Origin of the sequence: Glycocaulis albus (assembly GCF_014639075.1) — a bacterium.
GTDB classification, from domain to species: domain Bacteria; phylum Pseudomonadota; class Alphaproteobacteria; order Caulobacterales; family Maricaulaceae; genus Glycocaulis; species Glycocaulis albus.
The window spans coordinates 89,353-105,241 of record NZ_BMFS01000003.1; the positions used below are offsets into that span (position 1 = coordinate 89,353).

14 protein-coding genes and 1 tRNA gene are annotated in these 15,889 nt (G+C 63.9%); 8 read left to right on the forward strand and 7 right to left on the reverse strand.

Annotated features, from left to right (window positions below; translation table 11 throughout):
* Positions 1 to 87 precede the first annotated feature (87 nt).
* The 3 genes from IEV75_RS04430 (at position 88) to IEV75_RS04440 (ending at position 1,261) form a co-directional block, all read left to right on the forward strand.
* A tRNA-Arg gene (locus IEV75_RS04430) sits at positions 88 to 164 on the forward strand.
* Positions 165 to 248: 84 nt separating this feature from the next.
* On the forward strand, positions 249 to 593 hold the full coding sequence (locus IEV75_RS04435; RefSeq protein WP_188451350.1) for a DUF6481 family protein: 345 nt from the start codon (positions 249 to 251) through the stop codon (positions 591 to 593).
* A complete protein-coding gene (locus IEV75_RS04440) occupies positions 590 to 1,261 on the forward strand; it encodes a spermidine synthase (protein WP_188451351.1) in 672 nt (223 codons plus the stop codon). Before IEV75_RS04435 ends, IEV75_RS04440 begins: the two co-directional genes overlap by 4 nt.
* A gap of 43 nt (positions 1,262 to 1,304) precedes the next feature.
* On the opposite strand, the gene IEV75_RS04445 is transcribed toward IEV75_RS04440, so the two are convergent.
* Positions 1,305 to 3,821: a PAS domain-containing hybrid sensor histidine kinase/response regulator gene (locus tag IEV75_RS04445; RefSeq protein WP_188451352.1), complete on the reverse strand. Its 2,517-nt coding sequence runs from the start codon at positions 3,819 to 3,821 to the stop codon at positions 1,305 to 1,307.
* 249 nt (positions 3,822 to 4,070) lie between these two features.
* Between IEV75_RS04445 and IEV75_RS04450 the strand changes: the two genes are divergently transcribed.
* A complete protein-coding gene (locus IEV75_RS04450; protein WP_188451353.1) occupies positions 4,071 to 6,224 on the forward strand; it encodes an AGE family epimerase/isomerase in 2,154 nt (717 codons plus the stop codon).
* A 9-nt stretch (positions 6,225 to 6,233) separates the two neighbouring features.
* Here the strand turns inward: IEV75_RS04450 and IEV75_RS04455 are convergent, their stop codons facing one another.
* Positions 6,234 to 7,538, reverse strand: coding sequence for a UDP-glucose dehydrogenase family protein (locus IEV75_RS04455; protein WP_188451354.1), 1,305 nt, complete (start codon positions 7,536 to 7,538; stop codon positions 6,234 to 6,236).
* 296 nt (positions 7,539 to 7,834) lie between these two features.
* Here IEV75_RS04455 and IEV75_RS04460 point away from each other — a divergent pair, with 296 nt between their 5' ends.
* The 4 genes from IEV75_RS04460 to pgeF all read left to right on the forward strand — a co-directional run bounded on the left by IEV75_RS04460 (position 7,835) and on the right by pgeF (position 11,277).
* Positions 7,835 to 8,074, forward strand: coding sequence for a hypothetical protein (locus IEV75_RS04460; RefSeq protein ID WP_188451355.1), 240 nt, complete (start codon positions 7,835 to 7,837; stop codon positions 8,072 to 8,074).
* A gap of 64 nt (positions 8,075 to 8,138) precedes the next feature.
* The gene (locus IEV75_RS04465; RefSeq protein ID WP_188451356.1) at positions 8,139 to 9,047 is read left to right on the forward strand and encodes an alpha/beta hydrolase; all 909 of its coding nucleotides are present in this window, start codon (positions 8,139 to 8,141) and stop codon (positions 9,045 to 9,047) included.
* Entirely contained in the window at positions 9,047 to 10,495 is a 1,449-nt protein-coding gene (locus tag IEV75_RS04470; RefSeq protein WP_188451357.1) for a protein adenylyltransferase SelO family protein, read from the forward strand. Before IEV75_RS04465 ends, IEV75_RS04470 begins: the two co-directional genes overlap by 1 nt.
* Positions 10,492 to 11,277 (forward strand): peptidoglycan editing factor PgeF, encoded by a 786-nt coding sequence (gene pgeF / locus IEV75_RS04475; protein WP_188451358.1) that lies wholly within the window; start codon positions 10,492 to 10,494, stop codon positions 11,275 to 11,277. The genes IEV75_RS04470 and pgeF overlap by 4 nt, the downstream gene beginning before the upstream one ends.
* 16 nt (positions 11,278 to 11,293) lie before the next feature.
* Here the strand turns inward: pgeF and IEV75_RS04480 are convergent, their stop codons facing one another.
* From IEV75_RS04480 to IEV75_RS04500, 5 genes are all read right to left on the reverse strand, one after another.
* Positions 11,294 to 11,596 (reverse strand): HigA family addiction module antitoxin, encoded by a 303-nt coding sequence (locus IEV75_RS04480; RefSeq protein WP_188451359.1) that lies wholly within the window; start codon positions 11,594 to 11,596, stop codon positions 11,294 to 11,296.
* 24 nt (positions 11,597 to 11,620) lie between these two features.
* The gene (locus IEV75_RS14035; protein ID WP_373290509.1) at positions 11,621 to 11,947 is read right to left on the reverse strand and encodes a type II toxin-antitoxin system RelE/ParE family toxin; all 327 of its coding nucleotides are present in this window, start codon (positions 11,945 to 11,947) and stop codon (positions 11,621 to 11,623) included.
* 47 nt (positions 11,948 to 11,994) lie between these two features.
* Positions 11,995 to 12,804, reverse strand: coding sequence for an exodeoxyribonuclease III (xth, locus tag IEV75_RS04490; RefSeq protein WP_188451360.1), 810 nt, complete (start codon positions 12,802 to 12,804; stop codon positions 11,995 to 11,997).
* A gap of 25 nt (positions 12,805 to 12,829) precedes the next feature.
* Positions 12,830 to 13,444, reverse strand: coding sequence for a hypothetical protein (locus IEV75_RS04495; protein ID WP_188451361.1), 615 nt, complete (start codon positions 13,442 to 13,444; stop codon positions 12,830 to 12,832).
* Positions 13,445 to 13,772: 328 nt separating this feature from the next.
* Positions 13,773 to 15,869: a putative bifunctional diguanylate cyclase/phosphodiesterase gene (locus IEV75_RS04500; RefSeq protein WP_188451362.1), complete on the reverse strand. Its 2,097-nt coding sequence runs from the start codon at positions 15,867 to 15,869 to the stop codon at positions 13,773 to 13,775.
* Positions 15,870 to 15,889 lie beyond the last annotated feature (20 nt).

Consider the following 15,889-nt stretch of genomic DNA (forward strand, 5'->3'; position numbering starts at 1 on the left):
CTGCGGGCAAGGGCAGCACGATCCGCCTTTTGAGCGGCGTCAGTCCATTGAATAGTCCCGCCCGCCCCTGTAAGAGAGCGGTTCGACGCACCCGTAGCTCAGCTGGATAGAGCGCTGCCCTCCGAAGGCAGAGGTCACAAGTTCGAATCTTGTCGGGTGCGCCATTTATTTTCGGCAGGTCAGGCCGCGCCGGGCTGATTTGGAGGGGCTAGAATGGCTCCGGCCAGCCGCAACACACTGGAAAGATGATGGCAGGTTTCAAATCTCCCGATTTCAACGAGCGGACAGCGGCGGCGCGCGCCGCCCGGCAGGCTGCGGTCGAGCAATTGCGCAACAAGCCCGCGCCCGATCCGGCCGTACTGGCCGAACGTCAGGCGGCCCGGGCCGCCCGCGAGGAGCAACGCGCAGCCAAGAAGGCTGAAGCTGAGGAGGCCAAGGCCAAAAGAGCCGAGGCGGCCCGCATCAAGGCGGAAGCCGCGCAGGCAGATGCTGCCAAGGCGGCCGCCGAGGCTGCTGTGCCTGAGCGCACCGAAGCGGAGCTGAAAGCGGCGCGCGATGCGCGTTACGCCGCGCGTAAAGCCCGGCAGCGGTGAAACCGCGCGAGCTGATTGGTGAGGCCGAGGTTCCGGGCGGCCCTCCACTGCGGCTGATACGGCACGACAACGCCTTCATCATCATGCTTGATCGCAACGAGTTGATGAGCAGCCGCATGAGCGGCTCTGAAAAGGCGCTTGCCACCCTCACATGCGAGCGCCTGGGCGGGCGCACGGCACCCCGGCTGCTGATCGGCGGGTACGGCATGGGCTTTACCTTGCGGGCCGCCCTGTCAGTGCTGGCCAGCGATGCGCGCCTTATTGTGGCCGAGCTGGTGCCCGGCATTATCGATTGGGCGCGCGGCCCCATGGCCGCCATCACGCAAGGATGTCTGGATGATCCGCGGGTCGATGTCAGGATCGGCGATGTGGCCACGCAAATCACTGACACCCGGCACGGCTATGATGCGATCCTGCTGGACGTTGATAACGGACCGGATGGCCTCACACGCGCGGCCAATGACGGTCTCTACAGCGCCCAGGGCCTTGCGCGGGCGCATGGTGCACTGAAACCGGGCGGAATCCTCGCGGTCTGGTCTGCCGGGCCTGACAGGGCCTTCACGCAAAGGCTCAGACAGACGGGCTTCAATGTCGAGGAGGTGAAGGTGCGCGCCCGTGAGAACGGCAAGGGTCCGATGCACACAATCTGGTTTGCCAGTACGTCCTAAGCGCCGCGCACGCCTCAGCGACCGGGCGGCGACAGCGGAAAGCTCACACGCCGCCTGCCGTGCCGCGAGGCAGGCAGGATGTGTCCCCGGCCTGCGCCTGCTTGCGTCTCGCCGCCGCCAGCTGGTTGATCACCTGCCGCAGGTCATCAATATCAACCGGCTTGGCCAGATAGGCATCTGCGCCTGCGGCCAGACAGGCTTCACGGTCATGGGTCTCGGCAAGCGCGGTAAGGGCGAGTATCGGGGCGCGCGCCCGCAGGCCGGTGCTGGACCGGATGTTTTGGATGGCCTCCAGCCCGTTCATGACCGGCATGGATATGTCCATGATGATCAGGTCAAAATCATGCGTGAGCGCGGCGCGCACGGCGTCATGGCCGTTATCCACGCAGCGGGGTTCTGGCAGGCCCAGCTCCTCGATCATCATCTGCATCATGCGCATATTGACCGGATTATCTTCTGCGATCAGCACGCGCGCGCTTGATGCCGGCGCGGCCGTGCCGGAGCGCCGGACGGTGCCGGAAGCTGCCATGTTGCCGGCCGGCACAAGCGGCAGGGTCACGGTGAAGCGGGTGCCGCGCCCGAGCTGGCTTTCCACTTCAATAGTGCCGCCCATGAGACCGGCGAACTCCTTGCAGATGGCAAGGCCGAGCCCGGCCCCGTCATGCCGGCGTGCGGGACTGGCATCAATCTGGCGGAAGCGGTCGAAGATGATGTCGAGCCTGTCGGGCGCGATGCCCGGCCCGGTATCCGACACAATGAAACGCAGCCGGTCCTCGCCGCAGCGCTCGACGCTGAGCCTCACCGCGCCGCTTTCAGTGAACTTCACCGCATTGCCCAGAAGGTTGATCAGTACCTGCCCCAGCCGCCGGTGGTCGGTGACGAGATCGGCGGGCAAGGACGGGTCAATATCACTGGTAATGGCCAGCCCCTTTTCCATCGCGCCGGCCGTAACGGCATCCATCGCGCGCGAGCACATTGCCGCCAGTGCCACAGGCTCCGGCTCAAGGGTGAAGAGGCCCGCCTCGATCTTGGAGATGTTCAGTATGTCATCGAGAATGGACAACAGCGCCTGACCGGAGCTCAGCACTGTATCGACCATGCGCTTCTGGCGCTCATCAAGGTCCGTACGGGCCAGAATCTGCGACATCCCCAGCACGCCGTTCAGGGGTGTGCGGATTTCATGACTCATATTGGCGAGGAACTCCGATTTCAGCCGGTTGGCGCGTTCAGACTCGTCACGCGCGGCCAGAAGCTCGGCCTCGTTCCGCTTGCGCTCGGTTATGTCCTGAACCACGCCGGCAAGAATTTCATCCTCACCCTCGCCGGTTCGCTCAGCGATGCCGCGAACATGAACTGTCTCGCCATTATCGGGCCGGACGATGCGGTACTGGAAATCGAACGTCCTGCTGCCGGATGCATAAAACGCCCTGTAGGCGGCGTGCAGGCTCTCGCGGTCATCAGGATGCACGAGGGCGGCATGGTCGCGGAAGGAAACGGCCGAGTGCGCGGTATCAACACCGTAGATATTACGCACCTCTTCACTCCAGACATGCATCCGGGTTGCGGGGTGATAGGTCCAGATTCCAATGCCCAGAAGCTCCTGCGCGGTTCGCAGATTGGCTTCCTGCTCGCGCATGCGCCGAGCAGCCTGGCTAAGCTCATGCGCCACCAGCACGCTTTGCGGTTCTGGCGGACGATCGGGAATGACCGGCGCGCCAGCGGTATCGGCGCTGACATAGCCGGTTACATCCTCCACCCGGTTTATGATGTAGCTGACATGGCCGCCAGTTCCCAGAACCGGGGTATTGACCACATGCCACCAACGCTCCTGGAAGCACGGGCCTTGTGCGTCCATTAGCCTGATCGGGTAGCGCAGTACCGCAAGCACGTCTGAGCGCGCCGCTTCGCGCACCCGGCGCAGTGAGGCCTCAAGGCGCGATGTTCCACCGCCATCAAGGTCAGCAGGGTCATCGGGAAAGGCCTCGAAAATATTGCGGCCTATAAGCTCAGCCCGCGTCCGGCCGGTAACAGCCAGATACTCATCGCTGACGGCAAAAATCTCGAAATTTCCCGCGCGCAGGACCACAAACTTGCCGCTTGCCGATTCCAGGACCGAGCGAAAGCTCTGCGCCTCTGCCTCGGCCTGTTCGCGGGCGGCCTTCTCGCTGGCATGCAGGGCGGCACGCTCCTGCTCCAGCCGGATGATATTGGTAACGTCGTGCATGATGGCCAGCCGGGCCTTGCGGCCCAGAAAAGCAACCTCGTGACCGGAAATGTCCATCCAGCGTATATCGCCGGACTTCGTTACGTGGCGCCATATGCCGGGGCGTGACGGGCCGCTGCCGGCCTTGGCGACAACCTCATGCAGCGCGGCAATATCCTCCTGCGGCTTGAGATCCTTTACTGTCAGCCGGAGGAGTTCGCGGGCGCTATATCCATACGTATCGATAGCGGCGCGGTTCACCCGCAGAATGGCAAAGCTTTCAGGGTCAAACACCATCATCGGATGGGGGCTTGTCTCGAAAACGATGTCGCCGTCTATCGATGATGTCGGGGCCATCAGGATGAAGCCTTGCTGCAGCGGGGCAGGACCGGTCTACCGGCTATCGCGTGTGATTCCTGCCGTTTCGACTATGGCTCACAATGCGTAACCGAAAGACAAACCAAGCAGGCCGGCGCCGGCAGGCCCGGACGCAAGCTAGCCAGAGTCGGGCGAAGCGGGCTATGGGCAGACAGCCCGCATGCAGGCGCTGGCAGGCTCGCCCGGCGGCAGGGGAGAAGAGGGGCGTACACATCAATGACTGCGCATATGATCACGCCTTTCATCCTGTGCGGCGGAGCGGGCAGCCGGCTCTGGCCGGTGTCGGACAGCCTGCGGCCCAAACCCTTCCTCAGCCTGCCTTCGGGGCGCTCCATGCTGGCTGAAACGGTAGCGCGTCTGAACGCAGGAACGCGCGGCGATATCGGCTTTCTGCCCCTGACCGCCATCGGGTCGGAGCGCCATGGTGCCCTGCTGCGTGCCCATATGCCGGACGCGTCACTGATACTGGAGCCGGTGGGGCGCGATTCTGCCCCTGCAGTGGCGCTGGCGGCCCTGGCCGCTCCCGCAGGCGCCCTCGTCCTCATTCTGCCCGCAGACCATCATATTGGCCGGCCTGAACGCTTCCTTGATGCCATCGCGCATGGCGCGAAGGCCGCCGCTGACGGGCGCATTGTCACATTCGGCATAACCCCGGACCATGCCGCAACCGGCTATGGCTATATCCGTGCGCCCGGCGGAGGCTCTACGCGTACCGTGCAGGCCTTTGTCGAGAAGCCCGGTATCGCCACGGCCAGAACCTATCTCGCGTCAGGCGAATATTTCTGGAATGCGGGCATTTTCCTGTTCCGGGCGGACGTGATGCTCGGCGAGCTGGCGCAGCATGCCCCACAGATACTCAGTGCGGCACGCGCGGCACTGGCTGAAACGCGAACGGACATGTCCAGCGGGGCGCGCGTCGTTGCACGCGCGGCGTTTGAAGCCGCCCCGGCCATCAGCATTGACTATGCGGTGATGGAAAAGACCCGGCTGGCGAGCCTGGTGCCGGTTGATATGGGGTGGAGCGATGTCGGCGATTACGCGGCGCTCAAAGCGCTCTGCGATACCGGCCCTGACGGCAACGCCGTGCACGGCCCGGCCGTTCTGCAGGACGTGAGAGGCAGCTATGTACGCAGCGAAGGCCCGGTCATCGCGGTAAAGGGCGTCGAGGGCCTCGCCATCGCTGCCACGCGCGATGCAGTCATCGTAACCCGGCTCGACGAGGCGGCCGGCATAAAACCGCTGGTCAGCGCCGCACAGACCATTACCGACCTCTCAGGCGAGGCCACAGGCTGGGCGCGCAACTGGCTGTTTGATGCATGCCTGCCCCTGTGGGCCCGCAATGCCTGGGATGCGGACAAGGGCGGGTTTGTGGAATCCCTTGCGCTGGATGGCTCGCCCCAGCCGGCCCGGGAGCGGCGCATGCGGGTTATCCCGCGACAGATATTCTCGTTTTCCCAAGCCGCACAGCTCGGCTGGGACCGTGGCGAGGCACGCCGGATCGCCATGCTGGGCCTTGAGTATCTTGATGGTCCGGCGCGCGCGCCGTCAGGCGGATGGGTGCACCGCCTGGAGCGCGATGGCACGGCGCTGGACGCGCGGCGCGGGCTTTACGACCATGCCTTTGTCATTCTGGCTGGCGCAGCCGCCTGGCAGGCCTTTGGCGAGCCGCGTGCGCTCGATCTGGCCCGCGAAGCGCTGGACTTCGTGAGGACCTGCATGTCGGACAGCTCCGGTGAAGGGTTTTTCGATCCGGAAATGGCGCCCGATGTGCGCGCAGCGAACCCGCACATGCACCTGTTGGAGGCGTGCCTGGCGCTGGATGCCGCCAGCGGCGGCACCGACGCGCTGGCGTGTGCCCGGGTATGCATTGAGCGCTTTGAAGACAGCTTTTTCCATCCGGCCAGCGGGGCGGTGATCGAGGAGCTGGGTGCGGACTGGTCAAGGGGTACCGGTCCGTGGCGTACCGAACCTGGCCATTGCCATGAATGGGCCTGGCTGCTGGCCGAATACGAGGCGCGAACCGGCCATGACCTGATCAGCTGGAGGCGGCGTCTTATCGGTTTTGCCGACAATAAGGGGCGTGACCGCCGCAGCGGGCTTGCGCACAACAGCGTGGATACGACGGGCGGGATAATCGATGCGAACCGCCGCTTGTGGCCGCAGCTGGAAATGCTGCGCGCACGCCTGCGCCATGCTGACATGGCGGCGCCGGGCGAGACCGGACACCTGCTTGAGCGCTTGCGCGCCACCTATCTGGCTGATGCCTGCCACGGGGGCTGGATGGACGCCTATGACCGGGACGGAAAACCGCTGGCAAAGGACATCCCTGCCAGCATGCTCTATCACATCATGACGGCCATAGGACCGCTGGCAGGCCGCTAGCAGGGAGGCTTACGGCCGGCCCACGCTGGTATAGGACAGGCCGGCTTCCTTCATCTCTGCCGGATCGTAGATATTGCGCAGATCCACCACGACCGGGGATTTGAGTGCCGCCTTCACACGGTCCATGTCGAGCGCACGGAACTCATTCCACTCGGTGATGATCACCACCGCGTCCGCGCCGTCGAGCGCCAGATAGGGGCCGGTCGTGTATTCGACATCTTTCAGCAGCTTTTCAGCTTCCTCGATCCCGGCCGGATCATACGCCCGCACACGCGCGCCCCTGGCTTGCAGGGCCGGAATGATGTCGAGGCTCGGCGCCTCACGCATATCGTCGGTATTCGGCTTGAAGGTCAGTCCCAGCACGGCGATCGTCTTGCCCGAAACATCCCCGCCGCATGCGGCGATCACCTTGTCAGCCATCGCGCGCTTGCGGGTGTCATTCACCCGCACGGTGGCCTCGACGAGCTGCAAGGGCGCGTGCGCTTCCTGCGCCGTGCGCACCAGGGCCAGCGTGTCCTTGGGGAAGCACGAACCGCCATAGCCGGGGCCGGCATGCAGGAATTTTGACCCGATGCGGCCATCAAGGCCGATACCCTTGGACACTTCCTGCACATTGGCGCCCACCGCCTCGCACAGATCGGCCATCTCGTTGATGAAGGTGATCTTCATGGCAAGGAAGGCATTGGCCGCATACTTGATCAGTTCCGACGTGCGCCGCGAGGTGAAGACAATCGGGGTTTCATTCAGGAAAAGCGGCCGATAGAGCTCGCGCATGATGTCGCGGGCGCGCGGGTCCTCGGTGCCCACGACGACCCGGTCCGGGCGCTTGAAGTCGTCAATAGCCGCGCCTTCGCGCAGAAATTCGGGGTTCGACACCACGGCAAAATCGCCGTCGGGGCGTACCTTGCGGATCAAGGCTTCCACCTCGTCGCCGGTTCCTACCGGGACAGTCGACTTGTTCACCACGACCGTGAAACCGTCCATGACCTGCCCGATTTCCTCGGCGGCGGCATAGACATAGGACAGATCCGCATGGCCATCACCGCGGCGCGAGGGCGTCCCGACGGCGATAAAGACCACATCCGCGGCACGCACCGCCTCGGTCAGGTCGGTGGCAAAATCCAGACGGCCTTCGCGCACATTGCGCTGCACCAGCTGGTCCAGACCCGGCTCATAGATCGGCACGCCACCTGAACGCAAAAGCGCGATCTTTTCCTCGTTCTTGTCGATGCAGGTCACCTGATGGCCGAAATCGGCAAAACAGGCTCCAGAAACCAGGCCGACATAGCCTGTACCGATCATTGCCACGCGCATGGGAAGGGCACTCCGTCAAATCTTGCGGTCTTGATCTGCGTAATGCCTGCAATATGCCTGACAGGCAAGGAACAACACCTGAAACCCTGCGGCGGCGCACTGCAACTTTCCGTCACCGGCATGGCGGACAAGTATGCCCGGCAAGAATCGCCGGTCGGCGCACATCGGTCATCAGCAGCCACATGCACAACACATCATACATCAGTTTTTTCAGTAATTTACACTGATACCGGCCATGGCCCGCCACTTGCCAGACCCACGGGGACCTGCCGCTTGCCATACCGGAGACCAAGCCCTTGCACCCGACAGCCGCCCATCGCCGCTCCCGCATCACGCCTGAGGATATCCGCCAGATTGCCTTTACCCTTGTCGAGCGCCACGGCAGGCGCGCGCTGGGCTATGCCTGCGAGGCGATTTCGGAAATGGAGGACAAGGGTGAGACGGAAAGCGCAGCGGCGTGGCGGGCGCTGAAAAGCGAAATCGAGGACGCCCTGACAGGGCGCATCCAGTCGGCCAGCCGGGTGCAATTGCACTAAGCTATGCCATCTGCGGTCTTGACGCTTGCCTTTGCCGGTCTGCGCGCCGAACTATGCAGCTCACATGCTGACCCCTGAAAAAGCCCTTGCCGATCTGGCCGCTCATTTCACGCCCGAACGCACCGCGCCGGGCATGCGTGAGGCGTTGCGGCGCATGATCCCGATTGCCGAGCTGGAACCGCCCGGCGTGGAAACGATCAGCGATCTTACCCTGCCCGGCCCGGCCGAACCGATTCCGGTGCGCGTCTGGGTGCCGTTCGATGCCGCCGAGAACGGAGCGGGTCTGGTCTATTTTCATGGCGGCGGGTTCGTGATCGGTGATATCGACACCCACGCACCGCTCTGTCAGCGCCTTGCCGCGGCCTCGGGCGTCCGGGTGGTGTCGGTCAATTACCGAAAGGCACCAGAACACGCCTTTCCGGCGGCCGTGAACGATGCGCTGGCAGCCTTTGACGCTGTGCAGGAGGGAGCGCTCGCCGGTTACGGGTTTTCACCCGACCGGCTGGCAGTTGGCGGCGATTCGGCGGGCGGCAATCTGGCGGCCGTCATCGCCCAGCACCGGCGGGGAAAAGTGGCATTCCAGCTGCTGATCTACCCGCTTCTGCAATTGCTGGAGATCGAACGCGCCCGCCAGCCCTGGCAGGAAGGTCCGCTCCTGTCGCGCGAAGTCCTCACCCGTATCCGGCACACCTATCTGCGCAGCCTTGATGATGTGCGCGATGTACGCGTTTCGCCCCTGCTGGCCGATGATCTGAAAGGCATTGCGCCCACCTTTCTTCTGGCTGCCGAACTTGATCCGCTCCTCAATGAGGGTGCAGCCTATGCCGACCGGCTGGCCGCCTCCGGCGTGCCGGTGGAAAGGGTGGTGATCAATACCGTGCCCCATGGCTTCCTGAACATGACGCGCATATTGCCGCAGGCGACAGAGGCCATTGTGCGGGCTGCCCGGGCGCTCGACAAAGGTCTGGGCTGATGGCCGCACGCTACCAGCCCGATCCGCGCTTTTCCGCGCTGGGCGGTGAGTTTGCCGATCCGGTGGAGCCCGCCAGCTTCCCTGCAGGCATTGAACGCTGGTGGAATACACGCTGGGCCGGCGCGGTGGGACTGGACGGTCTCGATGCCGCGGCCCGTGCGGCCCATTTCCTCCGTTTCGAGCCTTTGCCGGACAATCAGGAAAAGCCGCTGGCGCTGCGCTATCACGGGCATCAGTTCCGTACCTATAATCCGCAGATCGGGGACGGGCGGGGTTTCCTGTTTGCCCAGTTGCGTGACACCGAAGGGCGGCTACTGGATCTGGGCACCAAGGGATCGGGTCAGACACCGTTCTCACGCACCGGCGACGGGCGTCTGACCCTGAAGGGCGCGGTGCGCGAGCTGCTGGCTGCCGAAATGCTAGAGGCGCTCGGCGTCTACACGTCCAAGACGTTCGCCATCTACGAAACCGGCGAGGCGCTGCACCGGGGCGATGAGCCCAGCCCCACACGCTCTGCCGTGATGACACGCCTGTCGCACTCCCATGTGCGGATCGGCATGTTCCAGAGGCACGCGTATTTCAACCGGCCTGACCTTGTCGAGACGCTGATGGACTATGCGATTGAGCATTTCCACCCGCAGGCGGCCGGCGGGGACACGCCTGCGCGCGCAGCCGGCTTTCTCGAACACACGACCGCCGCCCTCGCCCGGCTGGCAGCGGAATGGATGGCGGCGGGTTTTGTCCACGGCGTGCTCAACACAGACAATCTGGTGGTGACCGGCGAGAGCTTCGATTACGGCCCCTGGCGTTTCCTGCCCTGGTTCGAACCGGGATTCACAGCCGCCTATTTCGACGAGGGCGGGCTTTATGCCTATGGCCGCCAGCCGGAATCAGTCCTGTGGGCACTGGAGCAGCTGGCGGGCGCCCTGTCGCTGGTCGGCGAGGAAGACAGCCTCATCAAGGCGCTGATGACCTTCCCCGACCAGTACCGGGCCGCGCTCTACGAGACCTGGCATCAGCGGCTTGGCATAGCGCCGCTCGGCGGCGAGGCAGACGGCGCTTTCCTGACCGCCCTGTTACGCTTCATGCACCAGAGCCAGCTGCCTTTCGAGGGGGTGGTTTTCGACTGGTTTGGCGGGATTGCCTCGAAAAGCCGCGCGTTTGCCGGACCACGCGGGAAGCACTATCGTTCGCAAGAGTTCGAAGCCGTTCTGGACGGTTTCAAGGCGCGTGATCCGGTTCGCCCCGAGCGCCTGTCCCACCGCTATTTTGCGCAAGACGAGCCAACGGACATGGTGTTCGAGACAATGGAAGCGGCATGGGCACCAATTGCTGCGGACGATGACTGGACCGCGCTCCACGCCCTGCTGGCCGGGGTTGCCGATGCCCGTGAAGCCTATGATCTGGGGCGGGGCCGCAGCGGGTTTCTTGACGGAGCCAATCCATGAGCCGGCTGGAATTTCTCTTCGCCGACAGTCTGGGCGAGGGCATTGTGCATGCCTTCACCACACGCACCGGCGGGGTCAGCGAGGGCCCTTACGGAAGCCTGAACCTCACCTGGTCACGCGGCGACAACAAGGATCATGTCGCCGAGAACCGCGCGCGGGTCGCCCGTGCGCTGGGTGTCACCCGGCTGGTCTTTGCCAATCAGGTCCATGGCGACACCGTGCTTGAGGCCGACGGCATGCCCGAAGGCTGGTCGGTGGGTGAAGGTGACGCTCTCATCACCAGCCAGACCGGCTTTGCGCTATGCACGCAGGTTGCCGATTGCGTGCCCCTGCTCCTGCATGATCCGGTCAACCATGCTATCGGCGCCATCCATTCAGGCTGGCGCAGCACGGTCAAGAACATCACAGCGCGCACGATCGCAGCGCTCAGGCAGGCCTATGGCAGCCGGCCGGAAGATTTGCGTGCGGCCATCGGGCCTGCGATCTCCAAGGCCAATTACCGCGTCGGCCCGGAAGTGCTGGAGGCCTTTGAAGAGCTGTTCGGCAGGCTGGATGACCGTCTTGTCGGTCCCAAGGATGCCGAAGGCGGCGCCGGGCTGGATGTGGCTGAAGCCGTCCACCGCCAGCTCCTGTCGGCAGGCGTGCCGCAAGGCCAGATCAGCCGTATACGCGCCTGCACCTTCGCCGACGAGGCGCGCTTCTTCTCGTCAAGACGAGCCGCGCGCGACGGTCATGCCGGCCAGTTTGGTGGCCAGTGCGGGATCATTGCGCTGAAGGGGTGAAAGCGGGTCAGCGAGGCTATGCTGACTGAAGCGGCGTTGCTTCGGCCTCGATAGCCGCGCCACGCTCCACCTGTGCAAGAGACAGATCGCGCAACATCTGAAGATTCAGCCAGAATTCCGGCGTGGTACCGAACACACGGGCAAGACGCAGCGCCATATCGCCATCGCAGGCCGCGCCCTCCAGAAGCCGCACGACGCGCGCGCGCGGCACGCCCAGCTTCCTGGCGAGCGTGGGTGCCTTGATGGCGTATTCGCCCATGAAATCTTCCTTGAGGTGCTCGCCAACCGTACTGGCAGGAGCGTGGAATGAACGGGGCATGGGGAACCTCATCAGGACGGCAGATCAGTGGTAGTCTTCAAAACGTACATCCCGGGCGTCGCCATTTGCGAACGCAAAAGTGATGCGGAACTGGTCGTTGACCGAAATGGACCATCTGCCCGCCTGATCGCCTTTGAGCTGATGCAGGCGGAAGGACGGCGGAACACGTAGATCCCAAACGTCGGTTGCGGCATGTACCCGTTCAAGGGCGCGCCGCGTCCGCCTGAACAGCTCGGCAGGAAACCCTTTCGGGCAAGAGCCCAGAAAGACAGCTTCTGTGACCTTGTCTGCAAAGCTTATTATCATCCGGCCAGCGCAATCCGTTACACAATGTATCGATGTGCGATACATTGTCAAGATGGTGTACCGCCTTTCGATACACGGGACATGGCGGCGGCCTACCCCAGCTTGAGCGTTACCGGCACATGGTCGGAGGGTTTTTCCCAGTCGCGGGTTTCGTCCCAGATGGTGAAGCCTTCACGGCCATGGGCGGTTGCCGCTGACTGAAGTGCGGGCGAGACCCAGATATGATCGAGCCGGCGGCCCCGGTTGGATTTGCGCCAGTCGCGATTGCGATAGCTCCACCAGGTGTAGATCTTCTCCGGCTCGGCAATCAGCTCGCGCGCGATATCAAGATAGCCGGCTCTGGTGCGCGCCAGCTCCAGACCCTCGGTCTCTACCGGCGTGTGGGAGATGACTTTGAGGAGCTGTTTGTGTGACCAGACATCGTGCTCACGCGGGGCGATGTTGAGATCGCCCACCAGCACCACATCGCCACCCTTTTGCCCGCGCTTTTCCAGATACGCGCCAAAGCGATCCAGAAAATCGAGCTTGTGGGCAAAGCGCGGATTGATGGCGGTGTCCGGCTCGTCCCCGCCCGCGGGGATGTAATAGTTCTGGATCTCCACCCCGTCCACGCGCACCACGTGATGGCGCGCCTCACCCTTGGGACAAACTTCACAATCTTCCAGCACCTCGATGGGTGCGCGCGAGACAGTCGCCACGCCATGCATGCCCTTCTGGCCGGTCACGTGCACATGGGGATAACCCATGTCCTTGAAGGCTTTGGCCGGAAACTGGTCCTCCATGCACTTGATCTCCTGCAGGCAGATCACGTCGGGCTGTGCCATGGAGGCAAAGCGCGCGACCTGGTCGATGCGCAGGCGGACCGAATTGATATTCCAGGTGGCAAGGGTCAGGGCGGCCATCTCGGCACCTCCTGCAGACAATGGATCAGAGGATATTATAGGTGGAACCGGCAACGCCGACCGGCCAGCGGCCGCGCACATAGAGCCGCCAGCGCGCGAGGAAGGGGTGGGTGGGCTCCTCATCCTCAGCCTCGGCCAGCAGCACCAGAACCGCACCATTGGCGGCCTGTATCAGCCCGCCCGCAGCGAGGTTGACGACGCTTTCGTCATACATGTCATCCATGGCGGCGGCGGCTTCGGCTGCCTCACGCGCAAGCTCGCCAATGGACGAGGCCACCAGCGTCAGGGCCGCGTCAAGCCCTTCAGGATCAAGGCGCTCGAGCGCACGCTCGGCCAGCCCCGCGCGCAGCATCTCTTCGGCCTCCCAGGCCAGTGGGTCGGTATCGAGCGCTTCAGCGGCGATGGCCGCATCCTCCCAGCTGCCCAGCGGTGCAGGCTCGGCGTCAGGAAAGCCAAGCCCGTCGAGATAGGCGCGCGCCAGCGTATTCTCGCGCGGATCCAGCCGTTCGCCCAGCCGCGAGAAATAGGCCGGATCGGCAATGCTCTCGGCAAAGGCCCGCGCCTTGTAAAGGAGCGGTATCTCCTCAAGCAGGCGGGCGATCACATCATCGCTGGAATCGGGGGAGTGGGAAGGTGCCATGCCTGCTGTCTAGCGCGCTCACCGGCCCCGGAACAGGGTGAAACGGCAAAAACTATGGCGCCCGATGGTGAGGGGACCATCGGGCGCCGATCCGGACCGCTTGACTGCCACATGCTGCACCGGGAGGGGATCAACCGGTGCGGGCCTGACCCTGGACGGTTTGCGGGGGACGACGCCGTGCCAGAGCGAGCGGGTCAGAGTGCTTGCGGCCCGCATGTGCATTTATGCCACAAGTCAGGGGCGTTGTTCAATTAAATTGTAGAAAGGTGTTGTGCGTGGCGAATGTGCCACAGTCAGGGGCAACCCCGAACCGGCCCTTATGCTGCCTTCAGGCGCTAGCCAGCCGGGTCCTGGACTGGTCGTCATCAGCATAGCGCACAAGGTCTGCCAGCGGCATTGGGCGGGCAAAGAGATAGCCCTGCGCCAGCGTCGCGCCCTGTTCTCGCAGGAAGGCGAGCTGCTCACTGGTTTCAACGCCTTCGGCCACGGTCTGAAGCTTCAGCGCCTTGGCCATGGCGAGGATTGTCTCCACCACGATGCGCGCGTGGGGGTCCTTGGACATGTCGCGGACAAAGCTCTGGTCGATCTTGAACACGTCGAACGGCATGCGGGTCAGGTAGGACAGGCTGGAATGGCCGGTGCCGAAATCATCGATGGCAAAGCCCACGCCGCGCTGGCGCAGCGGCTCGATCTGCTCCAGCACCCGTTCCGGCTGGCGCATGGCAACCGACTCCGTCAGCTCCAGCTCCAGCAGCGAGGCCGGCAGGCCGGTTTCACGCAGCGTGTCGAGCACCGCGTCGGCAAAGCCTTCATCCTCGAACTGCACAGCCGAGACATTGACCGCCACCGGCAGCTCGTAGCCGCGCCGGTTGAGGTCAGCAATCTCGGTGCAGGCGCGGCGCATGACCCAGTCGCCAATCTCACCGATCAGGCCGCATTCCTCGGCTGCCTGGATGAAGGTTCCAGGTGACAGAAGGCCTGCTGTCGGATGGTTCCAGCGTACCAGCGCCTCCACACCGGCTATCGAGCCATCCTTGATGGAGATTTTCGGCTGGTAGAAGACAACCAGCTGGTCATCGCGCACGGCTTCGCGCAGCTCGCCTTCCAGCACGAGACGTTCAAAAGCTGTCTGGTTCATGCTGGCTTCGAAGAACTCGAACGCATTGCCGCCGGAACGCTTGGCAGCGGCCATGGCAAGATCGGCATGACGCAGCAGGGTTTCAGGGTCTGCACCATCACGCGGGAAGACAGCAACGCCGACGGACAGGCCCAAAAACACGCGGTGACCGGAAATCTCGAACGGACGGCGAACAGCATCAATGACCAGACGCGCCACGCGGGCCGCATCAGCCGGATCACGCAAGGCTGGCAGAAGAATGGTGAACTCGTCACCGCCGAGGCGCGCAACCAGTGAGGGCTCTGCGCCATCTTCGCCCTGATGGAGGTCCCAGCCGCGCGCGGTTTCACGCAGACGCCGGGCCACAGCCTCCAGAAGGCGGTCGCCTTCACCCAGACCCAGCGAGTCGTTCACACGCTTGAAGCGATCGAGATCAAGGAACAGGACCGCGCCAGCGGTGCCGGTGTCCTCGGCGCGGCGGGTGACACGCTCGACCTCCTTGCGGAAACGCTCGCGGTTGGGCAGCTCGGTGACCATGTCGACATAGGCCAGCCTGTGGATGCGCTTCATGGAGGCATCAAGGCGGGCAAACATGCGGTTGAAGGCATTGGCGAGCACTTCCAGCTCGTCACCGGTGCGCACGTCGATACGCATGTCCAGCTTGCGCGAGGAGGCAAGGCGCGCCGCCTCGGTCAGCTTGTGGATCGGCCCGAGAGCCGCGCGTACAACATAGGCAACCAGCGGCAGGAAGATGAGCAACGCCACAACACCGACAAGTATCTGGCGCTGGAATATCTCGGCAGCGGGCCGTGACACCGCAGCGATTGGCACATCGATCACGATCGCACCGGCAAGACGACCCTGATGCATGACGGGCTGCGCCACACGGATCAGCTCGCCAACGATTTCCACCCGCGTGTCCACCGCACCCAGTGCGCCATGCACCAGGGCGTCCGAGCTGCGTTCGCCGGGCGCAAACCCGACATCACCGGCACTGACCAGCACATCGCGGCCCGTATCTACAATATAGGCGCCCTGGACATCACCGCGTTCACCGAACGCGCCCAGCCCGGTCGTCAGGCGCCGGGCATCACGCTGGGCGGTCTGTTCGGCCAGGTTGGACGCCAGCACCTGTGACATCAGCTCGGCGTGAGCGAGCGCCGTAACCCGGTTATCGTGTGACTTGGACACATATCCGATACCGGTCATTACCGATGTGGCAGCAATCAGCACGAACGCGCACAACACGGTGAATTTCATCACCAGCGAGCGCATCATGCGTGACAGGGCGTGACGAAGCGGGGCCATCAGTCCTCACGGGGCAAGGC

What these genes read in the sequence shown, in the direction of transcription:
- IEV75_RS04495 (WP_188451361.1), bottom strand. Translation starts at nt 13,444, where the DNA reads ATGGCACCTTCCCACTCCCCCGATTCCAGCGATGATGTGATCGCCCGC.
- IEV75_RS04450 (WP_188451353.1), top strand. Translation starts at nt 4,071, where the DNA reads ATGATCACGCCTTTCATCCTGTGCGGCGGAGCGGGCAGCCGGCTCTGG.
- IEV75_RS04445 (WP_188451352.1), bottom strand. Translation starts at nt 3,821, where the DNA reads ATGGCCCCGACATCATCGATAGACGGCGACATCGTTTTCGAGACAAGC.
- IEV75_RS04500 (WP_188451362.1), bottom strand. Translation starts at nt 15,869, where the DNA reads ATGGCCCCGCTTCGTCACGCCCTGTCACGCATGATGCGCTCGCTGGTG.
- IEV75_RS04470 (WP_188451357.1), top strand. Translation starts at nt 9,047, where the DNA reads ATGGCCGCACGCTACCAGCCCGATCCGCGCTTTTCCGCGCTGGGCGGT.
- IEV75_RS04455 (WP_188451354.1), bottom strand. Translation starts at nt 7,538, where the DNA reads ATGCGCGTGGCAATGATCGGTACAGGCTATGTCGGCCTGGTTTCTGGA.
- IEV75_RS14035 (WP_373290509.1), bottom strand. Translation starts at nt 11,947, where the DNA reads ATGTATCGCACATCGATACATTGTGTAACGGATTGCGCTGGCCGGATG.
- xth (WP_188451360.1), bottom strand. Translation starts at nt 12,804, where the DNA reads ATGGCCGCCCTGACCCTTGCCACCTGGAATATCAATTCGGTCCGCCTG.
- pgeF (WP_188451358.1), top strand. Translation starts at nt 10,492, where the DNA reads ATGAGCCGGCTGGAATTTCTCTTCGCCGACAGTCTGGGCGAGGGCATT.
- IEV75_RS04435 (WP_188451350.1), top strand. Translation starts at nt 249, where the DNA reads ATGGCAGGTTTCAAATCTCCCGATTTCAACGAGCGGACAGCGGCGGCG.
- IEV75_RS04480 (WP_188451359.1), bottom strand. Translation starts at nt 11,596, where the DNA reads ATGCCCCGTTCATTCCACGCTCCTGCCAGTACGGTTGGCGAGCACCTC.
- IEV75_RS04465 (WP_188451356.1), top strand. Translation starts at nt 8,139, where the DNA reads ATGCTGACCCCTGAAAAAGCCCTTGCCGATCTGGCCGCTCATTTCACG.